This window comes from Desulfobacterales bacterium, assembly GCA_021647905.1.
In the GTDB taxonomy this organism is placed as follows: domain Bacteria; phylum Desulfobacterota; class Desulfobulbia; order Desulfobulbales; family BM004; genus JAKITW01.
Window position 1 is genome coordinate 21,004 of the sequence record JAKITW010000015.1, and the last position, 25,257, is coordinate 46,260.

A 25,257-nucleotide genomic window follows, 5' to 3' on the forward strand; every position below is an offset into this window, starting at 1 on the left:
TCGACGAATTAAACGTGACGAGCGACTTGCTGTTGGCCCTTGAGATGATTATGTAACAAAAGCATGAATACCGATAATGAACATTCTCAAAAGCGCCGGATATCGGCTGATACTGATGTGCACCGCGTTTTTCTGGACGAACGGGAAATTATCCTGGTCGGTACGGCCCATATCTCCCGGGAATCGGTTGATCTGGTCAGCGAGGTGATCGCGGCCGAGGAGCCGGACTGCGTCTGCGTGGAACTTGACCAACAGCGCTTTCGCGCCCTGGCGGAAAAGAGTCGTTTCGCGGCCCAGGACCTGAAGACGATCATCAGAAAAAAACAGTTGAGCACCCTGCTGGTCAACCTGGTCCTGGCCGCCTATCAGAAGAAACTGGGGGGGCGGCTCGGGGTGATACCCGGGGCCGAGATGGTGGCGGCGGTACGCCGGGCCGAGGAACTCGGAATCCCGGTGTCCCTCTGCGACCGTGATGTCCGGGTCACTCTCCGGCGGGCCTGGCACGCCACCTCGTTCTGGAAAAAGGGATATCTCCTGGCCAGCCTGGTTGCCGGCCTCTTTGACAGGGAGGAGATCAGCGAGGACAAGCTGGCCCAACTCCGGCAGCAGGACGCGCTCTCGGAACTGCTCAATGAACTGGGCGCGGTGATGCCTGATCTGAAGAGGGTGCTCATCGACGAGCGCGATATATTTCTGGCCGAAAAGATCAAGGCCGCGCCGGGCCGGCGGCTGGTGGCGGTGGTCGGGGCCGGCCATGTGGCCGGGATTCGACAACGGATCGTTGCGGACCACCGGGCGGAACTGGCCGGGCTGAACACGATCCCGCCGGTTACCGGGTACTGGAAGGTCATCGGCTGGGCGATTCCCGCCACCATTATCAGCGCGCTGTTCTTTATCGGCTGGAGCAAGGGAGGGGCCGTGGCCGGCGAGAACCTCCTCTTCTGGATTCTGGCCAACGGGATCCCCTCGGCCCTTGGCGCGCTTGTGGCGCTGGCCCATCCCTTTACCGTGGCCGGCGCCTTTGTTGCCGCGCCCCTTACCAGCCTGACCCCGGTGATCGGCGCCGGGTATGTTACCGCGTTCATTCAGGTGATGATGCGGCCGCCCCAGGTGCGGGAGTTTGAAACCGTGGCCGCGGACATGGTTACCCTGCGCGGCTGGTGGCACAACAAGTTGCTCAGGGTGTTTCTCGCCTTTCTCCTGCCCGGTTTCGGCAGCATGCTCGGCACCTGGATCGGCGGGTATGGAATATTTTCCAATATGTTCTGATGGATGAGTACTGTGAAAGGTGAAATGTAAAAAGTTAACAGTGCTTGGATGATAGAATGTTTTCCTGTGAAATCAGTTGGTTTTCATGTTTAACATTTCACGTTTTACTGGTCCCAGTTAAGGTTAAAGCCCCCGCCTTCAGGCGGGTAGATTTATCACTTCCAATGGAATCCGGTTGGAAGGGAAGAGTTTTTTTACTTCGTGCTCGTGCTCGTGAACGTGCTCGTAAACGTGACCGAGACAAGAAAAAAATAAATATGTTGCGAGCAAGCAGGATGGATTATCAAGGAGAGTCGCTCGATAAATGGACTTGTCGTTCGCCAAAGGCACTTATGTTCGTGTACGAGTACGTTCACGAGCACGAGCACGTCAAAAACGGGTCTTGGACCCGTATCCCGACTTTCAGTCGTTAAGTTAACCCACCGTCTTTAGACAGTGGTTGTTAAGTTTTTACAGCTATCCAACAACGAATACCCAACACATTTCCTGACACCTTTTCTGCCGATTTGTTACGAGGTTAATAACCAAATGAATGATCATTCCCAAAGGCCCACCTGGTCGCGCCGGCTCTACGGCGCCCTGCCCACTGTTTTTCTGCTTGTCCTGCTGGCGGTTGTTGCCGGCCTGTTCATCATGGCGCAGAACAAGGGCGAGCGGCTGGCAGCGGAGAAAAAGGCCATGGCCCGCAAGGAGCGGCCGCCGGTGAACGTGGTGGTCCAGAAGATCGTGCCGCGCCTGGTCCGGGAACGGTTGAACCTGCCGGCCATGATTGAACCCTGGGTGGACCTGCCGCTGCTGGCCGAGGTAGGCGGCATGATTCAAGAGGTGCGGGTGGATGAAGGCGACCGGGTACGGAAAGGGGATCTGCTGGCCCGGATCGACAGCCGCGATTATGAGAACAGCCTCAAGTCGATCAGGGCTGATTACCGGTTGGCAATCATTGACCGTGACCGGCTCCGTGGTCTGTTCGCCAAGGGGATTATTGCCCGGGCCAGACTGGACACTGTCGAGGCCCGGGTCAAGACCCTGGCCGCGGCAATGGCCACCGCGGCCCTGCAACTGGAGCGCTGCGCGATCATTGCTCCCATCTCCGGGGTGGTGAACACCCTGCCGGCCGAGGTCGGCCGGTTTCTGGCGGTTGGCGATCCGGTGGCCGGGATCCTGCAGATCGACCGGGTCAAGGTGGTGCTGGGCATTCCCGAGTCCGACGTGGATGCGGTGCGGAAAATCGATTGGTTCGCGGTCACCGTGGACGCGGTGAATAAAAAATTCCAGGCGCAAAAATACTTTCTCGCCGTGGCCCCTGAATCCATGGCCCAGCTCTACCGGCTGGAATTGGCCGTGGCCAACCAGGACAACGCCCTTCTTCCCGGGATGTTCGCCCGGGTGGAGGTGGTCAAGCAGTCCCTGCCCCGGGCAATTGCGATCCCGCTCTATGCGGTGATCTCCCGTGACAATAAAAACTATGTCTACCTGGACGACGGCGGCAAGGCCGTGGCCCGGGAGGTGAAGCTCGGCATCCTCGACGGCTGGCAGATCCAGGTGCGCGAGGGGTTGGTTGTCAATGACCGGGTGATCGTGGTCGGCCATCGCGAGGTGGACACCGGCCAGATGTTGAACGTGGTCCGTGTTGTCACCGATCCCCGGGAGCTTGTCCGATGATCGTCTCCGATACCGCGGTCCGCCAGCGGGTCAGCGTCATGGTCCTGGCCCTGATCATCCTGGTGATCGGGACCTACTGCTACCAGTCGCTGCCCCGGGAGAGCGACCCGGACATCACCATCCCCAACGTCTTTGTCTCCACCACCTACAAGGGGGTCTCGGCCGCGGACATCGAGACCTCGATCACCATCCATATCGAAAAAAAGCTCAAGGGGCTGGAGGGGGTGAAGAAGATCAGCTCGATCAGCGCCCAAGGGCTCTCCTCGATCAATATCGAGTTTGAAACCGATGTTAACATCGACGATGCCCTGCAAAAGGTGCGGGACCGGGTGGACGAGGCCAAGAACGACCTGCCCGCCGATCTGGAGCAGGACCCCTCGGTGTTTGAGGTCAATTTTTCCGAACGGCCGATCGTGATTTTTTCCTTGAGCGGCACCTGCGGGATCGTCCGGCTCAAGGAGATCGCCGATGATCTCAAGGATGAGATCGATACCATTCCCGGGGTGCTGGAGGCGGTGGTCACCGGCGGCCTGGAACGCGAGATCCTGGTAGAGGCATTTCCCGAGAAACTGGCCTACTACAATATCCCGATCTTCAACCTGCAGCAGGTGGTGACCAGCGAGAACCGCAACACCTCGGGCGGGGTGGTCCGGCTGGGCGACGGCCGCTACCAGATCCGGGTGCCCGGCGAGTTCAAGAGCCCGGATGAGATATACACCCTGGTGGTGGGCACCCACCAGGGTCAGCCCGTCTATCTCAAGGATGTGGCCCGGGTCAGGGACGGATTCAAGGAGGAGACCAGCCGCTCCCGGTTGAACGGCCGCGAGGCGGTCAACATCATGGTCAAGAAACGGTCCGGTGAGAATATCATCGCCATTGCCGATGCCGTCGACGATCTGCTCGACCGGCTGGAGCCCACCTGGCCCCAGGGTACCGAGATCACCAAGTTGATGGACAAGGCCAAGGATATCCGCAGGATGGTCGCGGATCTGGAGAACAATATCCTCTCGGGCCTGGTCCTGGTGGTAATTGTCCTTTTCTTTGCCCTGGGTATCCGTAACGCGGTGCTGGTCAGCATGGCGATCCCCTTTTCCATGCTGTTGTCGTTCATGGTTCTCTATGCCCTGGGCATCACCCTGAACATGGTGGTGCTTTTTTCACTGTCCCTGGCCCTGGGCATGCTGGTGGACAACGCCATTGTCATTGTTGAAAACATCTACCGTTACCTGGAGCAGGGGGTGCCGCGCATCCAGGCGGCCATGCGCGCCACCTCAGAGGTGGCCTATCCGGTGATCGGCTCCACCCTGACCACCCTGGCCGCCTTTTCGCCCATGCTGTTCTGGCCCGGGATCATGGGGGAGTTCATGGGCTACCTGCCGCTTACCCTGATCGTCACCCTCTCGTCAAGCCTGTTCGTCGCCATGGTGATCAACCCGGCCCTGGCCGCCTTTTTCATGCGGGTCAAGGGAGGCGACGGCAAGAACAAGGGCGGTTTGAGTGGAGAAGAGGTCGCCCGGGCCGGCGAGAGTCCGGTAACGATCACCGGACCGATTCTCCGCTTCTACGTCCGGCTGCTCAAGGGCGCGCTCAACCATCGACTGGTGGTTATCTCCAGTTCGTTCGCCACCCTGCTGTTGATGTTTTTCGTCTGGCAGCTGACAATCGGCCTGGAAAAACCGATTGAGTTCTTTCCCAACATCGAACCCAAGTCGATGTACGTCAACATCGAGACCCCGGAGGGCGCCGGGCTCGACTATGTGGACCGGTTGGTCCGGGAGACGGAACTGGCGGTCATCGGCGTCGGCCACGACCATGATTATGATGTTGCCTATCTGCCCAAGGAACATAAAAAGAAAGACGGCGCCACCTTTACCGGGCCCAGCGACCTGGACAACGTGGAGTATATCTACGCCAAGGCGGTGATCGCCTCCGGTCCGGGGAGTCGTTTCGATGCCAATGCCCCCAACCATGTGGGTATTCAGTTCATCGACCTTGAGGACCGGATCACCCCGTCGTCCGAGACCCTGGAGGAGATCCGCCAACGGGTCAAGGATATCCCCGGCGGCAAGATCACCGTGGCCGAGCAGGCCGAGGGCCCGCCCACCGGCGCGCCCATCAATATCGAGATCGCCGGTGCTAATTTTCAGGTCCTGGGCCGGCTGGCCAGGTCGATCCGGGCGATCATCGGTAATGTGCCCTTTGTCGAGGACATCCAGGACGATTTTGTCGAAGGCACCCCCACGGTGCGGATCCGGGTGGACCGGCAGAAGGCGGCCCTGTTCGGCCTGACCACCGATAATATCGGCGCCGCCTTAAAGACCGCTTATAACGGCCAGGATGTCTCCACTTTTCGCGAGGGCGGCGAGGACTATGACATCACGGTCCAGCTCCCGGACCGCGAGCGACGGGTCATCGACGTGTTGCGGGAGCTGCTGCTGCCCACCCCCTCCGGCAAACTGGTGCCGCTGTCTACCCTGGCCACGGTGGACTATACCGGCTCAATTGGTGATATCGTCCGCATTGACCATGAGCGGGTGGTCACGGTCAAGGCCAATGTGGATGAGACCAAGGTGCCGGGCCCGGTGGCCCGGGCCATGGCTGAGGAGCTTTTGCGGGAGTTCCCCCTGCCGCCCGGCTATCGGATCACCTTTACCGGCGAACTGGAGTTTCAGCAGGAGTCCGAGGATTTTCTGAGCAAGGCTTTTATAATAGCCCTGTTCCTTATTTTCCTTATCCTGGTCACCCAGTTCAACTCGATATCCCAGCCCTTTATCATCATGACCTCGGTGATTCTTTCCCTGGGCGGCGTCTTTCTCGGCTTGACCGTTATCAAGTCGCCGTTCGGGATCATCATGACCGGGGTAGGGGTCATTTCACTGGCCGGGGTGGTGGTCAATAACGGAATCGTGCTCATCGACTATACCAACAAGCTGCGTCAGCGGGGCCTGGCGCTCCGGGAGGCGGTCGTCGCTGCCGGCGCCACCCGGCTGCGGCCGGTGGTCTTGACCGCCATCACCACCATCCTGGGGTTGATTCCCATGGTGACCGGGGTCTCCTTTGACTTTCACCAGGGGACCATCTCCTGGGTGAGCGAGTCCAGCCAGTGGTGGCGGAGCATGGCCATTGTGGTCATCTTCGGTTTGATGATCGCCACCTTTCTCACCCTGGTGGTAACCCCCACCCTGTATGCCTCGTTTGTCGAGGGCGGGCAACGGCTGAACAATTTCGCGGCCCGGCTGCAGCGGCTCTACTGGCGGCCCTATGAATGGCTGGCTCGGGAATCAGGGGACAGGGGACAGGGGACAGAGGACGGATGACGGAGGACGGAGGACGGAGGACCCTCCTTCGCCTGATGGCTACGGCGGGCAAGCAGAAAAGATATGGAGCGATGATCGTGGCCCGGAATATAATATTCCCTGCACCCTGCACCCTGCACCCTGCACCCTGCACCCTGCACCCTGACTCGCACCAAGCACCAAGCACCAAGCACCAAGAACCAAGCACCAAGAACCCTTTACCCCAAGGAATGATAGTGAATAACGATACCATCCAAGAAAACCTTACCGGCAAGCAGGTCCGGTTCCTGCGCGGGCTCGGCCATCATCTCACCCCCAAGGTCACCATCGGCCGGGAGGGGATCACCGCCACCCTGGTGGCCGCGGCCCGGGCGGTGCTCACCCGCCATGAGTTGATCAAGGTCAAGGTCGGCAACAACTGCGAACTGGAGCGGAAGGAGGCAGCGGAACTGCTGGCCGAAAAGAGCGGCGCCGCCCTGGTTCAGGTCCTGGGCAGGACCTTTCTGCTTTACCGCGCCAACCCGGACCGGGAAAAGGATGAGCGGATCGTGTTGCCTTAAGGAACGGGTTGAAGGGTTGAGTAATAATAATCGAATAGCGATCAAGGAATGACGAGTGACGAAGGGAAACAAAAATTCGTAATTCAGGACTCGACTGTTCGATATTCGATTGTTATAAGGAGATGTCGCAGGCTCGAAACACCTCAGAAGCAGTGCCTGGATAAAAGAAGAAGGGCCGTTGGCCAGCCTCTGTTTTGCAGATAAGAGAAGGGGATATGAATAAAAAACTGCATGTTATCATTGCCGGCGAGTCGGGCCGGTCCCGGGCTTTGGCATTGTCCGTCCCGCGGCTGAAATTTGCGGCCGGGCTGGCCTGCCTGGTCCTGACCCTGCTTACGGTGATGAGCATTTTCGGGGTCAGGCTCTATTCCCGCAACCTTGAACTCAGCGCAACAATGGCGGACCTGGAAACAGCGCTTGCCGGGGCTCATGTCACGACCAGCGATCTGGAGGAACAGGTCGCGGGCCTCCGGCGGGAGAAGGAGGTTCTGCTGGAGAATGCGGTGGGGGAGTTGAATGAAAAGAGCCGGCTCATCGAGTCGATCCTGAGCACCGTGGGGGTGGATGTCAGGGAAAAGGAAAGCCGGAGCAATGCCGGCGGTCCCTTCACCGCCCTGTCCGGCAGCAGTTCCGGGGACCTGATCTTCAAGGTTGACCGGTATCTGGAGACCATCCAGTATATCCCCCTGGGCGCACCGGTTCCCGGGGTGGTCACCTCCAAGTACGGCCGCCGCCTGGACCCGCTCAACAACAAGCCCGCCTTTCACAACGGGGTGGACATCCGCGGCCGCCGGGGGACCGGGGTCAAGGCCACGGCCGACGGCAAGGTCTTTCGGAGCGGCTATGACCAGGGTTATGGCTGGTTTGTGATCCTTGAGCATGGCAACGGGTTCAGGACCATGTTCGGCCATCTGAAAAAGGTCCTGGTCAAATCGGGCCGGCAGGTCTCCCGGGGCCAGGTCATCGGCCTGCTCGGCAGCAGCGGCCGAAGCACCGGCCCGCATGTCCACTATGAGGTCCATTTTCAGGACAAACTGGTGAACCCGGCCAAGTTCATGCGGATCGCCAGGTATCTTGATGCGAATCAACAACCACCGTCTGAAGGCGGTGGGTTGAATTAACATGGGATACGGGTCAAAGACCCGTTTTTGACGTGCTCGTGCTCGAAAAAAATCAAGGGAGTCCAGGATGAAATTGTTCGGGGGAAAGAAGAAAGACAAGGCCCGCTCCGGTACCAACAACAGCGGGGCCATTACCACTATTCTCGACCAGGAGACCCTGATTGCCGGTGACCTGACCTTTAAGGGCAAGGCCCGGCTGGACGGCCGGATTGAGGGCAACATCAAGGGCGACTACCTGATAGTCAGCGACTCGGCCAGTGTCTGCGGGGATATTGAGGCCGAAACCGTGGTCTGTTACGGCCGGATTGACGGCAATGTCCGTGCTGAAAAGATTCAGGCCATGGCTACCGCGGCCATCAACGGCAGCCTGGAGGCCAAGGACCTGGCCGTGGAGTCCGGGGCCCGGCTCAGCGGCGAGATCAAACCCCATTCCCAGGAACTGCGTCTGGTGGAAGGCCTGGTCCAGGCCCGGAACGAGGGCTGAATTAATTCGTTTGAACCGTTTGAGCGTTCAAACCGTTTAAGCGTTGATCAGCCAGGACCCACACAGACAAGCACGGAAGGTTTTTTTTGTGCTGCCGTGGGGGGGCCTGTAAAATCTTCACTGCTCATTGCACCCTGCACCATCGTTCAAACGTAAGCGCTCACAGGGCACCGAATCTGCTTCGTTATCGGCCTCCTCGCATACTGATGTATAGCTCACAGGCCGATGCCTTGCATCTCCGGCACCCTGCAAGCGCTTACCAGGCGGGAGGCAACCCGGAGTCCGGCGGGGCTTACCCTGTGAGTGGTTACGTTCAAACAGCTCAAACGGTTTGAACGATTTCTTCACCGGTCAGCCAGATACGCTGCCGGTGGCAGAACCACAACCCCCTCCACGATCTTGTCATAATACCTGCCAAAGTGTTGTACGTCGCCTGTTATCAGGTGGGTGGCCCGGGCATGGATTGCGGCCAGCAGAATCGGTCTGTCCTTTTCGGGTAAGGAGATATCAGGCGGCAGGTCGTGATTCAGGGGCTGGACGGTGATGATCGTAACCTCGGTGATCAGGCTTGACAGCCGTTTCCGTTGCCCGCGGCCTGGCAGGTTACGGCGTGCTTCTTCCAAGGCATAAGCCGAGGTTACAAGCTCGGTATCATTTAACTGCCATAGACGGGTAACTCCGGCACCTTCTCGGTAGGCCGCGGAAAAGAGGATGTTGGCGTCCAGGAAAAGCCGGTCCACGGATCATGCCCCCGGCGGCTTGATATGCGGTATTTTCTCGGGATTCAGTCCCATCTTGCGCACTTCTTCCACTACCTGCGCATAATCGGTCTCATCCGTGGCATTTGAAAGAAGGAATTCAGCCTTGCGCTCAGGAGAATAGATCTCCAGCGGCACCGCCATCGCCGGACGAAGGAGGACGCCACCCTCACGTTCTTCCGCAATAACCAGCGCCCCTTCCTCAAGGCCCAGTCGTTTCCGGATTCGGGCCGGAATCACAACCGTTCCCCGTTTCCCGATGCTGCACGTTGCCTGATCTGTCATTGTTACACCTCTTGCCATTGCCAAATATCAGAAAGTAAGAATGTCATTCTTTCATAATAGTCCGATATGCATGAAAGTCAAGGTTGGTGATGACAGTGGATAGGGAGTGTTGCGATGCGCAACGAGTGCTGAGATAGCAATGAGCAGACAATTCAAAACTCAACATTTAAAACTCAAAACTATCCTTTGCACCCTGCACTCTGCACCCTCGTTTAAACGGTTCAAACTGTTCAAACGGTTTGAACTGTTTTTTCCCCCGGCGGCCTGGTCTTCCAGCGCTTATGCATCCAGAAATACTGTTCCGGATAGGCGCGGATGATCTTTTCCAGCATCGTGGTATAGCGCTGGGTGAGCGACTGGGCCGTGTCCTCATCATACACCGGCACCTCCCGGATAATGCTGCGGAAACGGCCCGGGCCGGTGCGGACCAGGGCCGCCACAAAGAGCGGGGCCTTGAACCTGAGGGCCAGCAGGGCCGCGCCCGGCGGGGTTGAGGCGGCCCGGCCGAAAAAGTCGACGAATACCCCTTGCTCACCACTATTCTGGTCCGAGACCAGGCCGACGATATGCCCCCTTTTAATGGCATAGACCACCGGCTTAAGCGAGTCCTCGCTGCTGTTCACTATCGTAATCCCCAGGCCCGCGCGGTTCCTGTTCACCATTGCGTCCACATAGGGATTGGACAACCGGGCCGTGACCACCGTGGCCGGGACCCCGTGGGAGGCCAGGGCCGCGGCCGCCAGTTCCCAGCTGCCGAGGTGGCCGGATACCACCACCAGCCCTTGACCCTGCTCGGTATACCTCTTGGCCTGCTCAATGTCTGAAAACTCGGTCATTGCCCGGATCCGTGATTTCAGTCTGGGCAGGAGCAACAGCTCGACAAGGTTCATGCCGATATGGAAGTAGGAGTCACGGCAGATCCTTGCCAGTTGCCGCGGCCCCAGCTCAGTGCCGAAGGCCTGGGCCAGGTTGGCCATTGCCACCTTTCGCCGGATCCGCGGGACGTGATAGACAAAGCGGGTGAAAATCCTGAAGAGAAAACAGACCAGGCCATGGGGAAGCAGGCCGAGGACAACACCGAACCCCTTGAGCAGGGCGTATTCGGTCAGGTGGGAAATTTTTTTAATTGAGATCGGCATTTGATATGGACAAAAAACAATCCCCCGCAGGTTGCCCTGCAGGGGATTGCCAAACTACCTTGCTGGTACTTACAGCAGGTTGTACACAGTCTAGAACTTCATGGTCAGGCTGTTGGTGACCAGGGTGATATCATTGGGAGTACCCATGCCCTTGACAAAGTCGCCAACGGCCCAGTAGCCCAGGTGCAGGTCATAGGTCAGGTTGTCGAGCAGCTTGTAGGAAGCGCCCACGTTGTATTCCCAGCCGTAATCGTCAGACTGGCCGGCCGCCATGGTGTCCATGTTATCAGCATTACCAGTACCGATGGCGCCATGCAGGGTCAACTGCGGGGTAACAGCCACGTCGACAAAAGCGCCAAAGGCCTGAAGACCTGCTGCCTGCAATACTGCGGGGGTGCGGACGCTGTCGCCGTTGAACACACCCATGTCAGGGCCGGTGATGATGTACAGCGGCTGCCAGTTAAAGCCGGTGCCGTTGCCGCCCAGGGCCGCGGTGGTATCGGTGCCACTATCCTCGCCAGTGGCAAAGAAGTAGACCGCGCCGGCGGTGACGTTGTCGGCAACCTGGCCGGAAACCAGGGCCATGCCGGCCCAGGTGTCCATGCTGGTGGTGGCAGTGGCATCGCCAAAGGAATGCGCCAGTTCACCAAGGAGATTTACCGCGCCAACGGTTGCCGAGGCGTTGAACCACAGATTCTGGCCGTCGAGCCCGGTTGCGCCGTTACGCACGTGAAAGTAGGCCATGTCGAATTTACCCATATCAGCCTTGTAGCCGATGCCGGCGTAGTAGGCGTCCGTATCCTGGTCAACCGTTGCACCGGTACCGGCCACGCCGCCGTCCGCCTCTACCATCTTCTGGGTGAAGAACAGCAGGCTTACCGGAGAATCGCCCAGGAAGTTGGGCCACCACATCAGCCGGTGACCAGCGCCAGCGTTGTTCAGGTAGGGGCTGCCCCAGGCGCCCGCCGGGGTGGTACCCATGCGGATCTTGCCGATCGGCGACATGTACTCCATGTAGATCTTGTTGGCGGTGATGTTGTTGGTGGTCATGCTGTTGCCCCACATACCCGCCGTGTTGGCAACGCCATTGGAGGTGGAGACCAACCGGACATCGGCCATCACCTTGATGTGATCGTTGACGGTCAGGGTCGGATAGATCCGGAAGTCATGCTGCCACCAGGAGTTGGTGCCTTCGCTGTTGTTGGTAACAAACGCCACGCCGCCAGCGGTGGTGGAGGCATCGCTGAGCATCTTGCCCTCAAGTTTGTAATAACCTTTTACGGACAGGTCCAGGGCCGAGGCAGTGGATGCCACGCCCGCGATCAGGCCCAGGGCCGCTACGGTCGCTAATACTTTTTTCATCTCTTCATCTCCTTGAACTTCTAAGATTCAATTTTGCGTGTTTTTTTTCACATCAAACACGCTGCCGTTTTCCCCTGCATCGAAACAGCCGACATGCAGAGGGGTTGCCTAATTCCATCACCCCCTTTATCTCAGGTGGTGGCCCCGCAACGTTGTTCCCCCAAGCGTTCCGGGTCCTTTAAATAGAATTAAGAAAATTGTGGTTTGAATACCGCTGTTTTGCAAAAAGGTCAAGGTTTTTTATCGTCAGGCGCAACATCCAGTTGATAGAACAGAATGGTGCTCCTGCCGCTGGCCAGGTAATCCAGCCAGCCGCTGCCGATGCCGGCGCCGACAAACAACTCGTATCTGTCCGGACTGTCCGGGTCAACCAGGAGCTGATAATCGGCAATATAGCCGCTGATTTTCCTGGTACGCCATAACTCGCTCAACCCCATGCCGTTCCAGGTCAGGCAGTAGATCTCGCCGCTGGGATAGTTTTTCAGGTTTCTGAAGGCCCGGGTGGCGGTTTCAGAATTTCGGTTGACAATAACATCAACCCGGCCGTCCTGGTTCATGTCCCTGACAATGATCCGGCTGGGAAGGTAGACGCGCTCGTTGGAACCACCCGGCCGGGTGTCGTTGTCCTCCAGGTCCTGACCGATATAGCGGGTGGTGCCGCCGAAATACTCGTCGCTCTTCCACAGCGTCCTGCCGTTCGGTTCCAGCACCCGCAGCCGGTCCTTCTGATCAATGGTGATGATTTCGGCCCGGCCGTCTTCATTAAGGTCGGCCAGGGCAAAGTCAAACAGGTTGATTGTGCCCGGGAGCCGGAGTTTCCGGACGATCTGCAGCTTTGCGCCGGTCTGCAGCTCGTAGATGCCCGGCTCGAGCGCGGAACCCTGGCCGGCCCGCTGGCCGATCAGGATCGTCCGGCCGTTATCCAGGAGCAGGGTGCGGAGATACCAGGGCGCCTTGGTAAAAATATAGTCGAATTTTTGCCCGTTCCACTCCAGGCCGAATGAACGCGGTTTTTTTTCATCGGCAGCGCTGACATAGATCTCGGCCCGGCCGTTGTTGTTCAGGTCAGCCACGCTCACCCCGTGGATGGAATATTCTTTACTCTTTATCGCGACCCGGCCGATCTCCTTCAGCTTATTGTTGATCCGGTGATAGATGTATACCCGTTCCTGGTCGGCCATGACGATATCCGCAACCGAATCGCCGTCCACATCCCCCACATCCATGTCCTGGATTCTCATGGAGATGTTCTGGCTTTTACTGAACCCGGCCCGGCCGGTGATCCCCGTGGGCCGGATGATGTTGGAACCCATGTTGCCGGCAGATGGGTACATGAAGGCCCGGTCCGGATGGGCGGTTTGGAACGAGGAAAGCTCAGAGGGGGCCGCGGCCCCGGCTACGGCCCCGGGCCGGGTCTTGCCGAACACCTTTTCACTGATATCCCAGGCCATATGGTTGATGGCCGGCAGCACATCGTTTTCAGTGGGCGCGGTGGCGTAAAAGGTCTGCAAGGCCGAATCGCCGGCCATTGGGATGATCCTGGCGTCCAGACTCATGCTGCTGCCCAGGGCGGTGAGACTGCCGGCCACCAGGTAATCGGCCCCCAGACCGCGGCCCAGTTCCTTGAGAGACGCGACTGATGCGGCTCCGGGGTCGGAGATGTTGCCGCGGCCCAGGGCCGCGGTCACCAGATCGTTGCTGACGATTCTGGCGCCGACATTGGCGGAGAGCCGGGTGGCGAGCATGTCCCGGATACCGTTCTGCAGATAACCCATGTCCCTGGCCGCGTTTACCTTGAAGGGGAACAGGGCGATGGAAATTTTTACGGGCGAAGCGGCACCTGGCTCGGCCGCAACGGCTGACCGGTCCTGTCCGTCGATGAGCCCGACGAGCAACAGAATGAAAAAACAGGAAAAAATACGTTTGCCGAAAGTTGATAAGTTTGTCATTAACGTACCTGTAGATGCGTATTCAGCATTGAACTGCAATAATCGAATGACGAACATCCGATTATTGCCTTTACCCCATATGCACACTCTTCTACCCTGATCGGTCAAGGAGGGGCAAGGTTTTTTTATCCCTTCAGTTTCCTCCTGATCATCTGCAGGTCCTCCCAGCTTGCCCTTTTCATTTCGGGATTTACGAGCAGAAACCCGGGATGAAAGGTCGGCATAACCGGGAGCGGATCAGCGTCCGGGTGGAGACGAAGCTGGTGGAAGCGGCCCCGCTGCCTGATCAGCGGCTGGTCCGACCCGGTCAGGGCCCGGGCCGCCAGCGGGCCCATAGGGCAGACGATCCTAGGGGCAACGGCCTCGATCTGCTGCCAGAGAAAGGGCCGGCAGGTATTGATCTCCTCTGCCCCGGGACCGCCGGCGGCGGCGGGCGATGCGCATTTGACCAGGCAGGCGAGGTATACCTGGTCCCGGGTCAATTGAATGGCATTGAGCATCCTGTCGAGCAGTTCGCCGGGTTCGCCGCTGAACAGGAGGCCGGTCCGGTCCTCTTCCGGGCTCGGCGAATCAGCCACCAGAAAAAGGAGGGCTCCGGGCTGTCCCGCGCCGAACACGATATTGCTCCGATGTTCCTGGAGTCGACACCGCCGGCAGTCCTTGAGTTCCGCCCGGATCCCGGCAAGCGATGTTGCGGCATTGGCCCTTGCCCGGGACGGAGAACCGTGGGAACCGTGGGTCGGCGGGGCGGGTCCGGCGGGGGCTGCGCGGCCCGGCCGATCGGGATCTTTCGGGGTCAGAAAATTAACCAGCTTGTCGGTCCGGGGATAGCTGGTGATTCCCAGAAAGCGATGATACTCGAGCAGTTGCCGTACTTCCCGGAGAAGGTCTGTGGGGTTACTGGGCATGGACGAGTACACGGTTCGGCGATTGGGGCATCTTGTACATTCATCTCCTTTTAACAATCGAATATCGAACAGTCGAGTCCCGAATTACGAATTTTTGTTTCCCTTCGTCACTCGTCATTCCTTGATCGTTATTCGATTATTATTACTCAAAGGCTCCTAGGAAATCACTTATCCTTGCCGAAGTCGTAGACAACTTCGTCCTTCTTAAGCAGGCCGAACTGCTTACGGCCCACCTCTTCGAGATAGGCGGGGTCGTTTTCAATGCGGTTGATTTCTTCCGCAAGCGCCTTGTTTTCCCGTTCAAGCCGGGCGTTGTCGTTTTGGATCGCCGCCAGGTTTTTCCGGGCATGATAATATGTTAAGGTGCTGTGCGACGGCGCAAAGAGAATCCAGCCGGCCAGCAGCAGGGCCAGCAGAATGGAGCAGATGAGCAGAATTTTTTTTTGTGTCGGCGAATAGGGAAACACGAGTATTTTTTCCGTTGAACCGTTGAACCGTTGAACCGTTGAATCGTTGAACCGTTGAATCGTTGAATCGTTGAACCGTGATGGTCTCGTAGGTAAGAGAACCATGTGAGACTCCGAAAAGTCTGATTTTACCGCAGAGAGCGCAGAGGTCACAGAGTTAAATATGATAAACTTGTAAAAAACCCAAACGCTTCAATTGCCACTGAGTTAAATCAACAAGTTACAAGACGAATCACGTCCGTCGAGCAGGTTGTTGCGAGACCGACAATTATTTAAAATAATAAAAGTTCCTCTGCGGTCTCTGCGTACTCTGCGGTAAACATAATAGTTTTTACGGATGCATCAGCAACTATGATCCGTCTCTTGCTCGGATGAAAACTACCATAAAATAAGGATGAACTGCAAATGGCTGACGAGTTCCCGTTCATCTATCTGGTCAGCGCCTGCATGGTTGGCCTGCGTACCAGGTATGATGGACAGACCAGGCCGAGCCCGGCGTGTCGACGCGCGATTGGAAGCAACATCTGGATCCCGGTTTGTCCTGAACAACTCGGCGGGCTGCCGACTCCCCGGCCGGCTGCGGATATTATCGGCGGGACCGGCGAGGAGGTCCTGGCCGGCCGGGCCCGGGTGGTGACCCGGCAGGGCACGGATGTAACCGGTTTTTTTATAGCTGGCGCCGAGCAGGTCCTGGCCATTGCCCGGGCCCAGCCGGTGGCCGCGGTATTTCTTAAAAGCAGGAGCCCGTCCTGCGGCGTTTCTCCGCTGCCAGGGGTAACCGCGGCCCTGCTCCTGGCCCATGGTTTTGAAGTGCGGGAGTTTTGATGGCTTCGTAACAACTGAATTTTTACCGCTGAGTACGCAGAGGCCGCAGAGAAAGTTGTATTGTTTTAAATAATTAGCCCTGCGTCCTCTGCGCTCTCTGCGGTGAATTCAGGCTTTTCGGAGTCTCATTTCATTCGCTTACCTGCGAGTTCATCATATTTTAGTGAACCGCAGGATCAGGATGCCCAGTTCGTAGAGCAGATAAAGCGGGCCGCCCATCAACAACATGTTTATCACATCCGGGGTCGGGGTGAGCAGGGCCGAGACAACGCTGATCACCAGCACTGCATAGCGGCGATATTTTTCAAAGGTCCGGCGTTGGCAGATCCCGACCTTGGCGCTGAATACCATAATGATGGGCAGCTCAAAGATGGTACCAAAGGCGAGAATGAACATGGCGACAAAGGTGACGAACTTGCTGACCGAGATCAGCGGTTGCAGCTGCACGGTCTGGAACCCCAGAAGAAATTTGATCCCCAGCGGCAGGGTGATGAAATAACAGAACCCGGCCCCGGCATAGAACAACAGGCAGGTGGATAGAACGAACCAGTTGCGGGCGCTGGTCGACAGGGCAAAGGATTTGCCCGCCGCCTTCCAGATGCTGTAGAGGATGGCCGGCATCAGCACGAACAGGGTGGTAAGCAGGGAGAGCTTGACATGGGCGAGAAAGGGCTCGGCCACGGTAAAAAAGGCCAGTTTCTGGTCCAGCCGCTGCTGGATCAGCGCCAGCAGGGCCGGTGACAGGAAATAGACGCCAATGGTCCCGAGGATGATCAGCAGGCCCAGGAGACGAATGGCCTTCCTGAGTTCGCTCAGGGTGGAGATGAGTTGGCTGGCAACGGTCACGGTTTTTACTGTAAAATGTGAAAGGTGAAAGGCGAAATGTCAAAAAAAGATACAGAACCATGGGGTGATCCGGTTGTCAATCGCTTTTCCGCCGTTGACGAAAACGGCAAGGAAGGGTACATCTCATCGGAATCCGTCGGCGGAGTTCTCTGTCACTGAGCGGTTTGTTCAAAAGTCATTGGCGATGCATCCGTAAAAACTATTATGTTTACCGCAGAGTACGCAGAGGACGCAAAGAAAACATATTATTTAAAAACAATAAGCTCTGTGTTCTCTGCGCTCTCTGCGCTTATCTGCGAGTCCGTTATTGGTAATTTTTTGATAAGGATTGTCCATCATGCTTGAGTTGCGGTTTATTCGGGAAAATCTTTCCCTGGTAAAGGAAAAGATCGGCTTGCGGGGCATGACCAGTTCCCGCATCGAGCAATTCGAGGAAATTGATCAAAAGCGGCTGGGGTTGCTTGCCGAGGTGGAAGGGCTCCGGAACCGGCGCAACACGGTATCCGCGGAGATCGCCCAAATGAAAAAGGCGGGCCAAGACGCCCTGGGACCGATCAAGGAGATGCGGGAGGTCGGCGGTCGGATCAAGGAGTTGGAAAAAGAGTTGGCCGTTATAGAGGAGCAGCTCCAGGAGATCGTGATGGGGATTCCCAACCTCTGTCACGACAGCGTGCCCCCTGGCGCGGATGATACCGACAACCGGGAGATCAAGCAGTGGGGAGAAGTGCCCGGGTTTACCTTCACCCCCAAACCCCATTGGCAACTCGGCGTGGACCTGGATATCCTTGATTTCGAGCGGGCCGCCAAGCTGTCCGGGGCCCGGTTCGCCCTGCTCAAGGGGCTTGCCGCCCGGCTGGAGCGGGCGCTGATCAACTTCATGGTCGATCTCCACACCCAGAAGCACGGCTACCAGGAGGTGCTGCCCCCTTTTCTGGTGAACTCCGCCTCCATGACCGCCACCGGCCAGTTGCCCAAGTTCGAGGAGGATCTGTTCAAGGTCCGGGACTGGGACCTCTACCTGATTCCCACCGCCGAGGTGCCGGTGACCAATATCCACCGGGACGAGACCATGGCCGAAGCGGACCTGCCCCGCAAATATGTGGCCTATACCCCCTGTTTCCGCTCCGAGGCCGGCTCCTACGGCAAGGACACCCGGGGCCTTATCCGGCAGCACCAGTTCGACAAGGTGGAGTTGGTCAAGTTCACCACCCCCGAGACCTCGGACGCTGAACTGGAAGGGCTGCTGGCCGATGCCGAGGAGGTGCTGCAACTACTCAAGCTGCCCTACCGGGTGGTGGTCCTGTGCAGCGGCGATCTCGGTTTTTCCGCGACCAGGACCTATGATATCGAGGTCTGGATGCCGGCCCAGAACAAGTATCGCGAGATCTCCTCCTGCAGCAGTTTCACCGATTTTCAGGCCCGCCGCGGCGGGATCCGCTACCGGCCCGCAGGGAAAAAGAAGAGCCGCCTGGTACACACCCTGAACGGTAGCGGCCTGGCCGTGGGCCGCACCCTGGCCGCTATTCTCGAGAACTTTCAGCAGGCCGACGGCACAATAACCCTGCCCGAGGTGCTGGCCCCCTATTTTGAGAAGCGGTTTTAAGGATACGGGTGCGGAGGATTAACCGGATTGGTTGCACCCCGTTGAACTGCTACGACTTATGAATCCGGCGCGAGTTCCCCCAGGGCCTCTCTCAACGGGGCAAGGAACTCGTCATAGTTGCGCCACCGGTTTACCGAGCGGGAGTAGAGGGGCTCGCGCACCTGCCAGATGCTGGCCGACTCGACGGAACGGCGGGTCCGGTGAAACGACAGGCAGCGCTCGTCCCATTCAAGTCCAAGGAATTGGAGCATCTCCCGGGTCTTTTCTTCCTGAGCCCTGATCAACTCCTCATACCGGATTTCAAAAATATCCAGCGACAGCACCCGCTGCCAGTGCGCCATCAATCGGACATACTGGCAATAATACTCGCCCAGGCTGGTCAGGTCGTAGGTGTGCTGGTTGCCCGTCTGGAAACTCTGGAAATACATCGACAAACAGCAGTCCAAGGGATGGCGCTGGCAATGGATTATCCGGGACCTGGGGAAGAGGATGTTTATCAGCCCCAGGTGGAGGAAGTTGTAAGGCATCTTGTCAGTGATCCGTAACGGGGTGTCCCCGGCCTTTTCCCTGATGAACTCAAGGTAGCCCCGGGCTGCGTCCTGGGTCTCTTCACGGTCCAGGGTGACGATGTTTTCAGGGTATCCGAGGTCTCCCTCCTGACCGGTTGACCAGCTATCGGCTATTTGCTGGATCTTGCTTAATTCCCCGGCCCCTTGGGCCCGGGGATGGCTGGCTATGATCTGCTCCACCAGGGTGGTGCCGGAACGGGGCATGCCGATAATGAATACCGGCAGCTCCGAATCACAGCCAAGGGGCTTGAGCCGCTCAATCAGTTCCGGTGTAAAGATGGAAATGGTCTTCTCGATCGAGTCGTAGAACTCCTCCTTGTCCCAGGGAGATATGGAGTGCTTAATCTGATTGCCCTGACGGAAATGTCCAAAGGCCTCCTGGTAGAGACCGCAGTCATCGTAGATTTTTCCCAGGGCAAAATGGAGTGACCCTGCTTCGTTTTCCGGCAGATTACTCCGTTTGAGGAGCTTTCTCGCCCTGACCGCATCTTCATGATCAGGGGAGTCATACCTTCTGGACATGGCGAGACTGTAAATCGCGGCGCCGTTATCCGGTTGTACTTCCAGGGCCTTTGAATAATGGCTGAAAGCCTGTTCCTGTTTTCCGATCTGGGCATAGAGTTTGCCCAGGTAGATATACACCGACGCATCGTCCGGCATGAGTTGCAATGCCTTTTGATAGCAGGCAATGGCCTGGTCGGCCTTGCCGATTTCCTCACAGGCCAGGCCCATATTCCTATGAGCAAAGGCGTAGTCCGGCTTGAGTTGCACCGCCTTGTGGAAATGTTCGATTGCCGCGGCGTTTTTCCCCTGTTCCATAAGCAGGGTGCCGAGGTTGAGATATGTTTCCGGGCTGCCGGGCCGCAGGCCCAGGGCCTTTTGATGGCAGGCGAACGCCTCTTCCAGTCGCCCCAGTTTCTGCAGACCGTTTGCCTTGTTGTTGAGCACCTCGTAGAATTCGGGCTCAAGCGCCAGGGCCCGGTCAAAACAGGCGACCGCGTCTTCGTCCCTGTCAAGGTCCCGCAGGACAATCCCCAGGTTGCTGTGGTATACCGGCTGATCCGGGTTGATCTCTATCGCCCTCTCGATCAACTCCCGGGCTCGGTCGTTATTCCCCTTCTCATGGGCGATCATCCCCAGCATGAGCAGAGCGTGGTCGTTGTCCGGAACCCGGCTCAAGACGAGCTTATACAATTTCTCTGCTTTTTCGGCCTGGCCCGCCCGCAGATACTGATCCGCCATGGCCAGTTCCTGATACAGCGCGGCACCGGTGACCGGTCTGTCGGCGGGCGCGGACCGTGGCCGCGATTTCTGTCTGGCTGCCAGCTTTTTTCTTTTCAGTTTTCTAAGACCCATTGTTGAAATACCGTTGTGAACAGTGAAATGTGAACAGTGAAATGTGAACAGTGAAAAGTGAAAAGTGAACAGTGAACAGTGAAAAGTGAAAAGGGAAAAGGGAAAAGTGAAAAGGGAGTGTTGAGCAATGAGCAACGAGTGCTGAGCAATGAGCAAGCAATTCAAAACTCAAAATTATCCCTTGAGCCTTGAGCCCTGTGCCACGCTTTTTTTCACTTTTTACATTTCACATTTCACTTTTTACAGTTAACCATTATTTGTCATTTGCCAACGCCAACTCCAGCAACCGGTCCAGCAGGGCCGGGAAGGAAAGGCCGGCCGCGGCCGCGGCCTGGGGCAGCAGGCTGGTGGGAGTCATCCCGGGGATGGTGTTGGTCTCCAGGATGAAAATTTCCTGGTCATCGCTGATGATCATGTCGGTCCGGCTGTAGCCCCCGAGCTGCAGGGCCCGGTGGGCAACCAGCGCGCACTCCTGGGCCCGGCCGGTCATTTCCGGGTCCAGCTCGGCCGGGCAGATCTCCCGGGTGGCGCCGGGCCGGTACTTGGCCTCGTAATCGAAAAAGGCATATTTCTTATCCGGAATGATCTCCACGATCGGCAGCGCGGTCAGTTCATTATTCCCCAGGATTGCGCCGGTGATCTCCCGGCCGCGGATATATTGTTCCACCATTACCCGGCAGTCGAACTCCAGGGCCTGCTCGATACCCGCGGCCAGGTCCCGGTCCGAACCGGCGATGCTCATGCCCACGCTTGAGCCCTGGCGGGAGGGCTTGATGATCAGCGGCAGGCCGAGTTGCTTGATGATCCGGCCCAGGTCCACGGGCGTGTGCCGGGAGACCATGACCCAGTCCGGCACGGTCAGCCCGTGTCCGCGATAGAGGGTCTTGGCCAGGTTCTTGTCCATGGCAACAGCGCTGCCCAGCACCCCGGAACCCTGAAAGGGAAGCCCCAGCATCTCCAGGAACCCCTGCATGGTGCCGTCCTCGCCAAAGAGGCCGTGCAGGAGAATAAATGCCGCATCCAGGCCCGGGGCCTCGGCTGCCAGTTTTTGTAGGTCCATGGCCGGATCGTAGCGGCTGACCTCGTATTTGTCCGGATCAAGGGCCCGGGCAACCTCGGCCGCGCCCTTGAGGGAGACCTCGCGTTCAGCGGATTTGCCGCCGGCCAGCAGGGCGATGCGCAGCTTTTTCGAAGACACGTTTGCTTCCTGTAAATAATAGTTCAACGTTCAAACGGCTCAAACCGTTCAAACCGTTCAAACCCGAGTAGTGAAACCGCAAGGGGCTTGTGTCGACAGACTGAGCTGTATATACTGTTTTTCCTTGTAGAATGTAAAGTGATTTGCCGGGCTGGAGCCCAGGGAAAAAAGGGGCCGGATGCGGAGATCCGCACCGGGGTGGACCATGGAATCGGGAATCAGGAAAAAACTCGCAACGATCGTCGGCCAGCGGCATCTGACCTTCGCACCAGAGGACATTGTCTGCTATGCCTATGATTCCACCGGCCTGGAGTATCCGCCTGCTGCCGTGGCCTTTCCCGGCACAACCGCTGAGGTGGCCGCCATCATGCGGTTGGCCTCCGAGGCGCGCTTTCCGGTGGTGCCGCGCGGCGCCGGCACCGGGATGAGCGGCGGCTCCCTGGCAGTGGCCGGCGGTCTGGTTCTGGCCATGAGCCGTTTTAACCGGATACTGGAGATCGATCCTGAAAACCGGGTGGCAACGGTGGAGCCCGGGGTGATCACCGGCGAGTTTCAGAACGCGGTAAAAAAGCAAGGGCTCTATTACCCGCCTGATCCGGCCAGCCTCAACTTCTGTTCCATGGGCGGCAATGTGGCCGAATGCGCCGGCGGGCCCAGTGCGGTGAAATACGGGGTGACCCGGGATTACGTACTCGGCCTGGAGGCGGTCCTGCCCAACGGTACGGTTCTTGAGACCGGGGTGCGGACCGCCAAGGGGGTGGTCGGCTACGATCTTACCCGGTTGCTGGTCGGTTCCGAAGGCACCCTGGGGGTGGTTACCAGGATCATGGTCCGGCTCCTTAGCCTGCCGGCCGCCAAGGAGACCTTTCTGGTTCTGGCCCCCACCCTGTTCCGGGCAACCACCCTGGTGACGACTATTCTGCAAAAGGGTTTCCTGCCCTGCACCCTGGAATATATGGACCGGACCGCCATCAGGACGGTGGCGCCGATGCTGGCCGAACCCCTGCCGGCCGGGACCGGGGCCCTGCTCCTGGTGGAGGTGGACGGCGACAAAGAGGATGTGGCCGGACAAGGCCGGCGGCTGATGGAATTTCTGGACAGCCGGCCGGACCTGCTTGCTGTCCGCCGGGCCGCGACCGCCGGAGAGGTCGATGCATTATGGGCGGCCCGGCGGGCCATTTCGCCTTCCCTGTTCCAACTCAAACCCCATAAGATCAGCGAGGATGTGGTGGTCCCCAGGAACCGGATTGCCGATCTGGTCGATTTTGTCGAGACCCTGGCCGCGGAACTGGATCTGGTCATCCTCACCTTCGGCCATGCCGGTGACGGCAATATCCATGTCAACATCATGCTTGATCGCGAAAATTCCGATGAACTCAGCCATGCCAGGACCGCAAAAAAGAGGTTGTTCGTCCGGGTGCTGGAACTTGGCGGCACCCTTTCCGGCGAGCACGGCGTCGGGGTGACCAAGGCGGATTATGTGGACATGGAGCTTGATCCGGTGAGCCTGGCGGTGATGCGCCGGATCAAACAGGTATTTGATCCGCACAATATCCTCAATCCGGGCAAAATATTCCCTTCTCTTATTGACTGAGAATTTCAAAGTAAACGAATGGAAAAAAAACGATCGAACCGCAGAGGACGCGGAGGAGCGCAGAAGATGGCTTTTTAAAAATAACTTTACTCTGCGCACCTCTGCGCCCTCTGCGGTAAAAAAATACTGCGAATTTCGAAGTGAATGGAAAAAAAACGATCAACCGCAGAGGACGCGGAGGAGCGCAGAGGATGGCTTTTTAAAAATAACTTTACCCCGCGCACCTCTGCGTCCTCCGCGGTAACAGCTGTTCTGGGTTTTACTGAAAATATCGAACCGCAGAGAACGCGGAGGAGCGCAGAGGACGGCTTTTTAAAAATAACTTTACCCCGCGTACCTCTGCGTCCTCCGCGGTAAAAGCTGTTTTGTTTTTTTTGTGAGAATATCCAGCCGCGGGACCGGGTACCATCACAAAAAAACATTGACACCTAACCCGCCTGCCTTTATATATTCATCTTTTTTCCGGTGAGTCCGATTCCATGGGCAGCGGTTTTTTTTACACGGGTGATCGCGGATGGGGGGAAAACGAAAATATCCGGGTTGTTACGCGTCCATCATTAATTCAGTGACCAGAAAACGGAGTTATCATGATTGAAGTTGAAGTTAGGGGAGATATCGAATACGCCATCCGTCAGTTGAAGAAAAAGCTGCAGATGGATGGGATCAAGCGGGAGTTGAAACGGCGGGAATTTTACGAGAAGCCCAGCGAGAAACGGCGGCGCAAGCAGGCCGAGGCCAAGCGGAAGCTCCGCAAGCTTAAATTTCGTCAGTCCCGCTAAGGGGGTTGAGCGAACCCTAAGGAGCTGAGTCTTGGCCGGTGTCTTCCGGTCTGGTCCGTGGCGCGGAGTCCCACCCTGGTTTTCCAGGGCACCGTTTCAGCATCTCGTTTTTGATCAGGCAAACGGGATATCTGATGAGCATTGATCAGGCCGCAGCGAACCGCGAGGAAAAAAAGAAGAGCATAAAAAACGGACCGGCCGGTCCGGACCGGCCGTTATTATTTTATCAGGACCTGTTTCTCCATTATCTTGCCGCCGAGCGGCGTCTGGCCCGCAATACCATCACCTCCTATCAATACGATTTCAAATCTTTTTTCAGCTATCTTGCCGGCCGGAATATTAATTCCCTGCCGGACATCACCGCCGCGGTAATCCGTGACTATCTCGCCTGGCGGAAAAGCCAGGGCATTTCCTCCCGGAGCAGCGCCCGGTCAGTCTCCATGCTCCGGGCCTTTTTTCGCTTCCTGGCCGCGGAACGGCTTATCAGCGAACTGCCCACCGGGGTGATCGATCTGCCGAAAATCGGCCGGGCTCTACCCACGGTACTGACGGTCGACGAGGTGAATCAGCTCCTGGCCGCCGACGGCAGCGGACCGCTGTCAATCCGCAACAATGCCATGCTCCACCTGCTCTACGCCACCGGATTACGGGTCTCGGAACTGGTGAAATTGCCGCTGGCCGGGGTGGACCTCAATGCCGGACATCTCAGGGTAATGGGCAAGGGGAGCAAGGAGCGGCTGGTGCCTTTTGGCGAGGAGGCCCACGAGCGGCTGGTGAACTACCTGGATCAGACCCGGCCGCTCATTCTCAAGGCCCGGACCAGCGATTTCCTCTTTGTCACCGGCCGGGGTACGGCCATGACCCGGCTTCGATTCTGGCAGATAATCCATGCGGCCGTGCAACATGCCGGGATCAACAAAAAGGTCAGTCCCCATGTACTCCGTCACTCCTTTGCCACCCATCTGCTTGAACATGGGGCCGATCTCCGGGCAGTCCAGTTGATGCTCGGCCATGCCGACATCGCCACCACCCAGATCTATACCCATGTCCACGCCACCCGTTTAAAGAGTATTCACCAGCGTTTTCATCCCCGGGGCTGAAGCCGGAAGACCCTCCTTCGCCTGATGGCTACGGCGGGCAAGCAGAAAAGATATGGAGCGGTGATCGTTGTCTGGAATATAATATTTTCTGACCCCTGACCCCTGACCCCTGACCCCTGACCCCTGA

Annotated in this window: 21 protein-coding genes; 11 read left to right on the forward strand and 10 right to left on the reverse strand. The window is 57.9% G+C overall.

Going from position 1 to position 25,257, the window contains the following annotated elements:
* The first annotated feature begins 117 nt into the window (after positions 1 to 117).
* The 6 genes from L3J03_04170 to L3J03_04195 all read left to right on the forward strand — a co-directional run bounded on the left by L3J03_04170 (position 118) and on the right by L3J03_04195 (position 8,392).
* Positions 118 to 1,269, forward strand: a complete 1,152-nt coding sequence (locus L3J03_04170) for a TraB/GumN family protein (protein ID MCF6290175.1) — start codon at positions 118 to 120, stop codon at positions 1,267 to 1,269.
* Positions 1,270 to 1,797: 528 nt separating this feature from the next.
* Entirely contained in the window at positions 1,798 to 2,931 is a 1,134-nt protein-coding gene (locus L3J03_04175) for an efflux RND transporter periplasmic adaptor subunit (protein ID MCF6290176.1), read from the forward strand.
* On the forward strand, positions 2,928 to 6,248 hold the full coding sequence (locus L3J03_04180) for an efflux RND transporter permease subunit (GenBank protein ID MCF6290177.1): 3,321 nt from the start codon (positions 2,928 to 2,930) through the stop codon (positions 6,246 to 6,248). Before L3J03_04175 ends, L3J03_04180 begins: the two co-directional genes overlap by 4 nt.
* Before the next feature lie 215 nt (positions 6,249 to 6,463).
* On the forward strand, positions 6,464 to 6,787 hold the full coding sequence (gene yhbY / locus L3J03_04185; GenBank protein MCF6290178.1) for a ribosome assembly RNA-binding protein YhbY: 324 nt from the start codon (positions 6,464 to 6,466) through the stop codon (positions 6,785 to 6,787).
* A 215-nt stretch (positions 6,788 to 7,002) separates the two neighbouring features.
* Positions 7,003 to 7,908 (forward strand): M23 family metallopeptidase, encoded by a 906-nt coding sequence (locus L3J03_04190; GenBank protein ID MCF6290179.1) that lies wholly within the window; start codon positions 7,003 to 7,005, stop codon positions 7,906 to 7,908.
* Positions 7,909 to 7,975: 67 nt separating this feature from the next.
* Positions 7,976 to 8,392 (forward strand): polymer-forming cytoskeletal protein, encoded by a 417-nt coding sequence (locus L3J03_04195; GenBank protein MCF6290180.1) that lies wholly within the window; start codon positions 7,976 to 7,978, stop codon positions 8,390 to 8,392.
* A gap of 344 nt (positions 8,393 to 8,736) precedes the next feature.
* On the opposite strand, the gene L3J03_04200 is transcribed toward L3J03_04195, so the two are convergent.
* The 7 genes from L3J03_04200 to L3J03_04230 all read right to left on the reverse strand — a co-directional run bounded on the left by L3J03_04200 (position 8,737) and on the right by L3J03_04230 (position 15,260).
* The gene (locus tag L3J03_04200; protein ID MCF6290181.1) at positions 8,737 to 9,132 is read right to left on the reverse strand and encodes a PIN domain-containing protein; all 396 of its coding nucleotides are present in this window, start codon (positions 9,130 to 9,132) and stop codon (positions 8,737 to 8,739) included.
* 3 nt (positions 9,133 to 9,135) lie between these two features.
* On the reverse strand, positions 9,136 to 9,435 hold the full coding sequence (locus L3J03_04205) for an AbrB/MazE/SpoVT family DNA-binding domain-containing protein (protein ID MCF6290182.1): 300 nt from the start codon (positions 9,433 to 9,435) through the stop codon (positions 9,136 to 9,138).
* 230 nt (positions 9,436 to 9,665) lie between these two features.
* Positions 9,666 to 10,574, reverse strand: a complete 909-nt coding sequence (locus L3J03_04210) for a lysophospholipid acyltransferase family protein (protein MCF6290183.1) — start codon at positions 10,572 to 10,574, stop codon at positions 9,666 to 9,668.
* Between the two features lie 90 nt (positions 10,575 to 10,664).
* Positions 10,665 to 11,936 (reverse strand): hypothetical protein, encoded by a 1,272-nt coding sequence (locus L3J03_04215; protein MCF6290184.1) that lies wholly within the window; start codon positions 11,934 to 11,936, stop codon positions 10,665 to 10,667.
* Between the two features lie 230 nt (positions 11,937 to 12,166).
* Positions 12,167 to 13,885 (reverse strand): FG-GAP-like repeat-containing protein, encoded by a 1,719-nt coding sequence (locus tag L3J03_04220; protein ID MCF6290185.1) that lies wholly within the window; start codon positions 13,883 to 13,885, stop codon positions 12,167 to 12,169.
* Between the two features lie 125 nt (positions 13,886 to 14,010).
* Positions 14,011 to 14,793, reverse strand: a complete 783-nt coding sequence (locus L3J03_04225; protein ID MCF6290186.1) for a uracil-DNA glycosylase — start codon at positions 14,791 to 14,793, stop codon at positions 14,011 to 14,013.
* Positions 14,794 to 14,957: 164 nt separating this feature from the next.
* Positions 14,958 to 15,260, reverse strand: coding sequence for a septum formation initiator family protein (locus L3J03_04230; protein MCF6290187.1), 303 nt, complete (start codon positions 15,258 to 15,260; stop codon positions 14,958 to 14,960).
* Between the two features lie 405 nt (positions 15,261 to 15,665).
* Here L3J03_04230 and L3J03_04235 point away from each other — a divergent pair, with 405 nt between their 5' ends.
* On the forward strand, positions 15,666 to 16,085 hold the full coding sequence (locus L3J03_04235; protein ID MCF6290188.1) for a DUF523 domain-containing protein: 420 nt from the start codon (positions 15,666 to 15,668) through the stop codon (positions 16,083 to 16,085).
* Between the two features lie 153 nt (positions 16,086 to 16,238).
* Here L3J03_04235 and L3J03_04240 read toward each other — a convergent pair whose 3' ends face one another.
* A complete protein-coding gene (locus L3J03_04240; protein ID MCF6290189.1) occupies positions 16,239 to 16,931 on the reverse strand; it encodes a twin-arginine translocase subunit TatC in 693 nt (230 codons plus the stop codon).
* Positions 16,932 to 17,268: 337 nt separating this feature from the next.
* On the opposite strand from L3J03_04240, the gene serS reads away from it, so the two are divergent.
* A complete protein-coding gene (gene serS, locus L3J03_04245) occupies positions 17,269 to 18,534 on the forward strand; it encodes a serine--tRNA ligase (protein MCF6290190.1) in 1,266 nt (421 codons plus the stop codon).
* Positions 18,535 to 18,590: 56 nt separating this feature from the next.
* Here serS and L3J03_04250 read toward each other — a convergent pair whose 3' ends face one another.
* The gene (locus tag L3J03_04250; protein ID MCF6290191.1) at positions 18,591 to 20,459 is read right to left on the reverse strand and encodes a tetratricopeptide repeat protein; all 1,869 of its coding nucleotides are present in this window, start codon (positions 20,457 to 20,459) and stop codon (positions 18,591 to 18,593) included.
* A 253-nt stretch (positions 20,460 to 20,712) separates the two neighbouring features.
* Positions 20,713 to 21,657, reverse strand: a complete 945-nt coding sequence (locus L3J03_04255) for a D-alanine--D-alanine ligase (protein ID MCF6290192.1) — start codon at positions 21,655 to 21,657, stop codon at positions 20,713 to 20,715.
* A gap of 205 nt (positions 21,658 to 21,862) precedes the next feature.
* On the opposite strand from L3J03_04255, the gene L3J03_04260 reads away from it, so the two are divergent.
* The 3 genes from L3J03_04260 to xerD all read left to right on the forward strand — a co-directional run bounded on the left by L3J03_04260 (position 21,863) and on the right by xerD (position 25,130).
* On the forward strand, positions 21,863 to 23,251 hold the full coding sequence (locus L3J03_04260; GenBank protein MCF6290193.1) for an FAD-binding protein: 1,389 nt from the start codon (positions 21,863 to 21,865) through the stop codon (positions 23,249 to 23,251).
* A 587-nt stretch (positions 23,252 to 23,838) separates the two neighbouring features.
* A complete protein-coding gene (gene rpsU, locus L3J03_04265; protein ID MCF6290194.1) occupies positions 23,839 to 24,030 on the forward strand; it encodes a 30S ribosomal protein S21 in 192 nt (63 codons plus the stop codon).
* Between the two features lie 134 nt (positions 24,031 to 24,164).
* Positions 24,165 to 25,130: a site-specific tyrosine recombinase XerD gene (xerD, locus tag L3J03_04270; protein MCF6290195.1), complete on the forward strand. Its 966-nt coding sequence runs from the start codon at positions 24,165 to 24,167 to the stop codon at positions 25,128 to 25,130.
* Positions 25,131 to 25,257 lie beyond the last annotated feature (127 nt).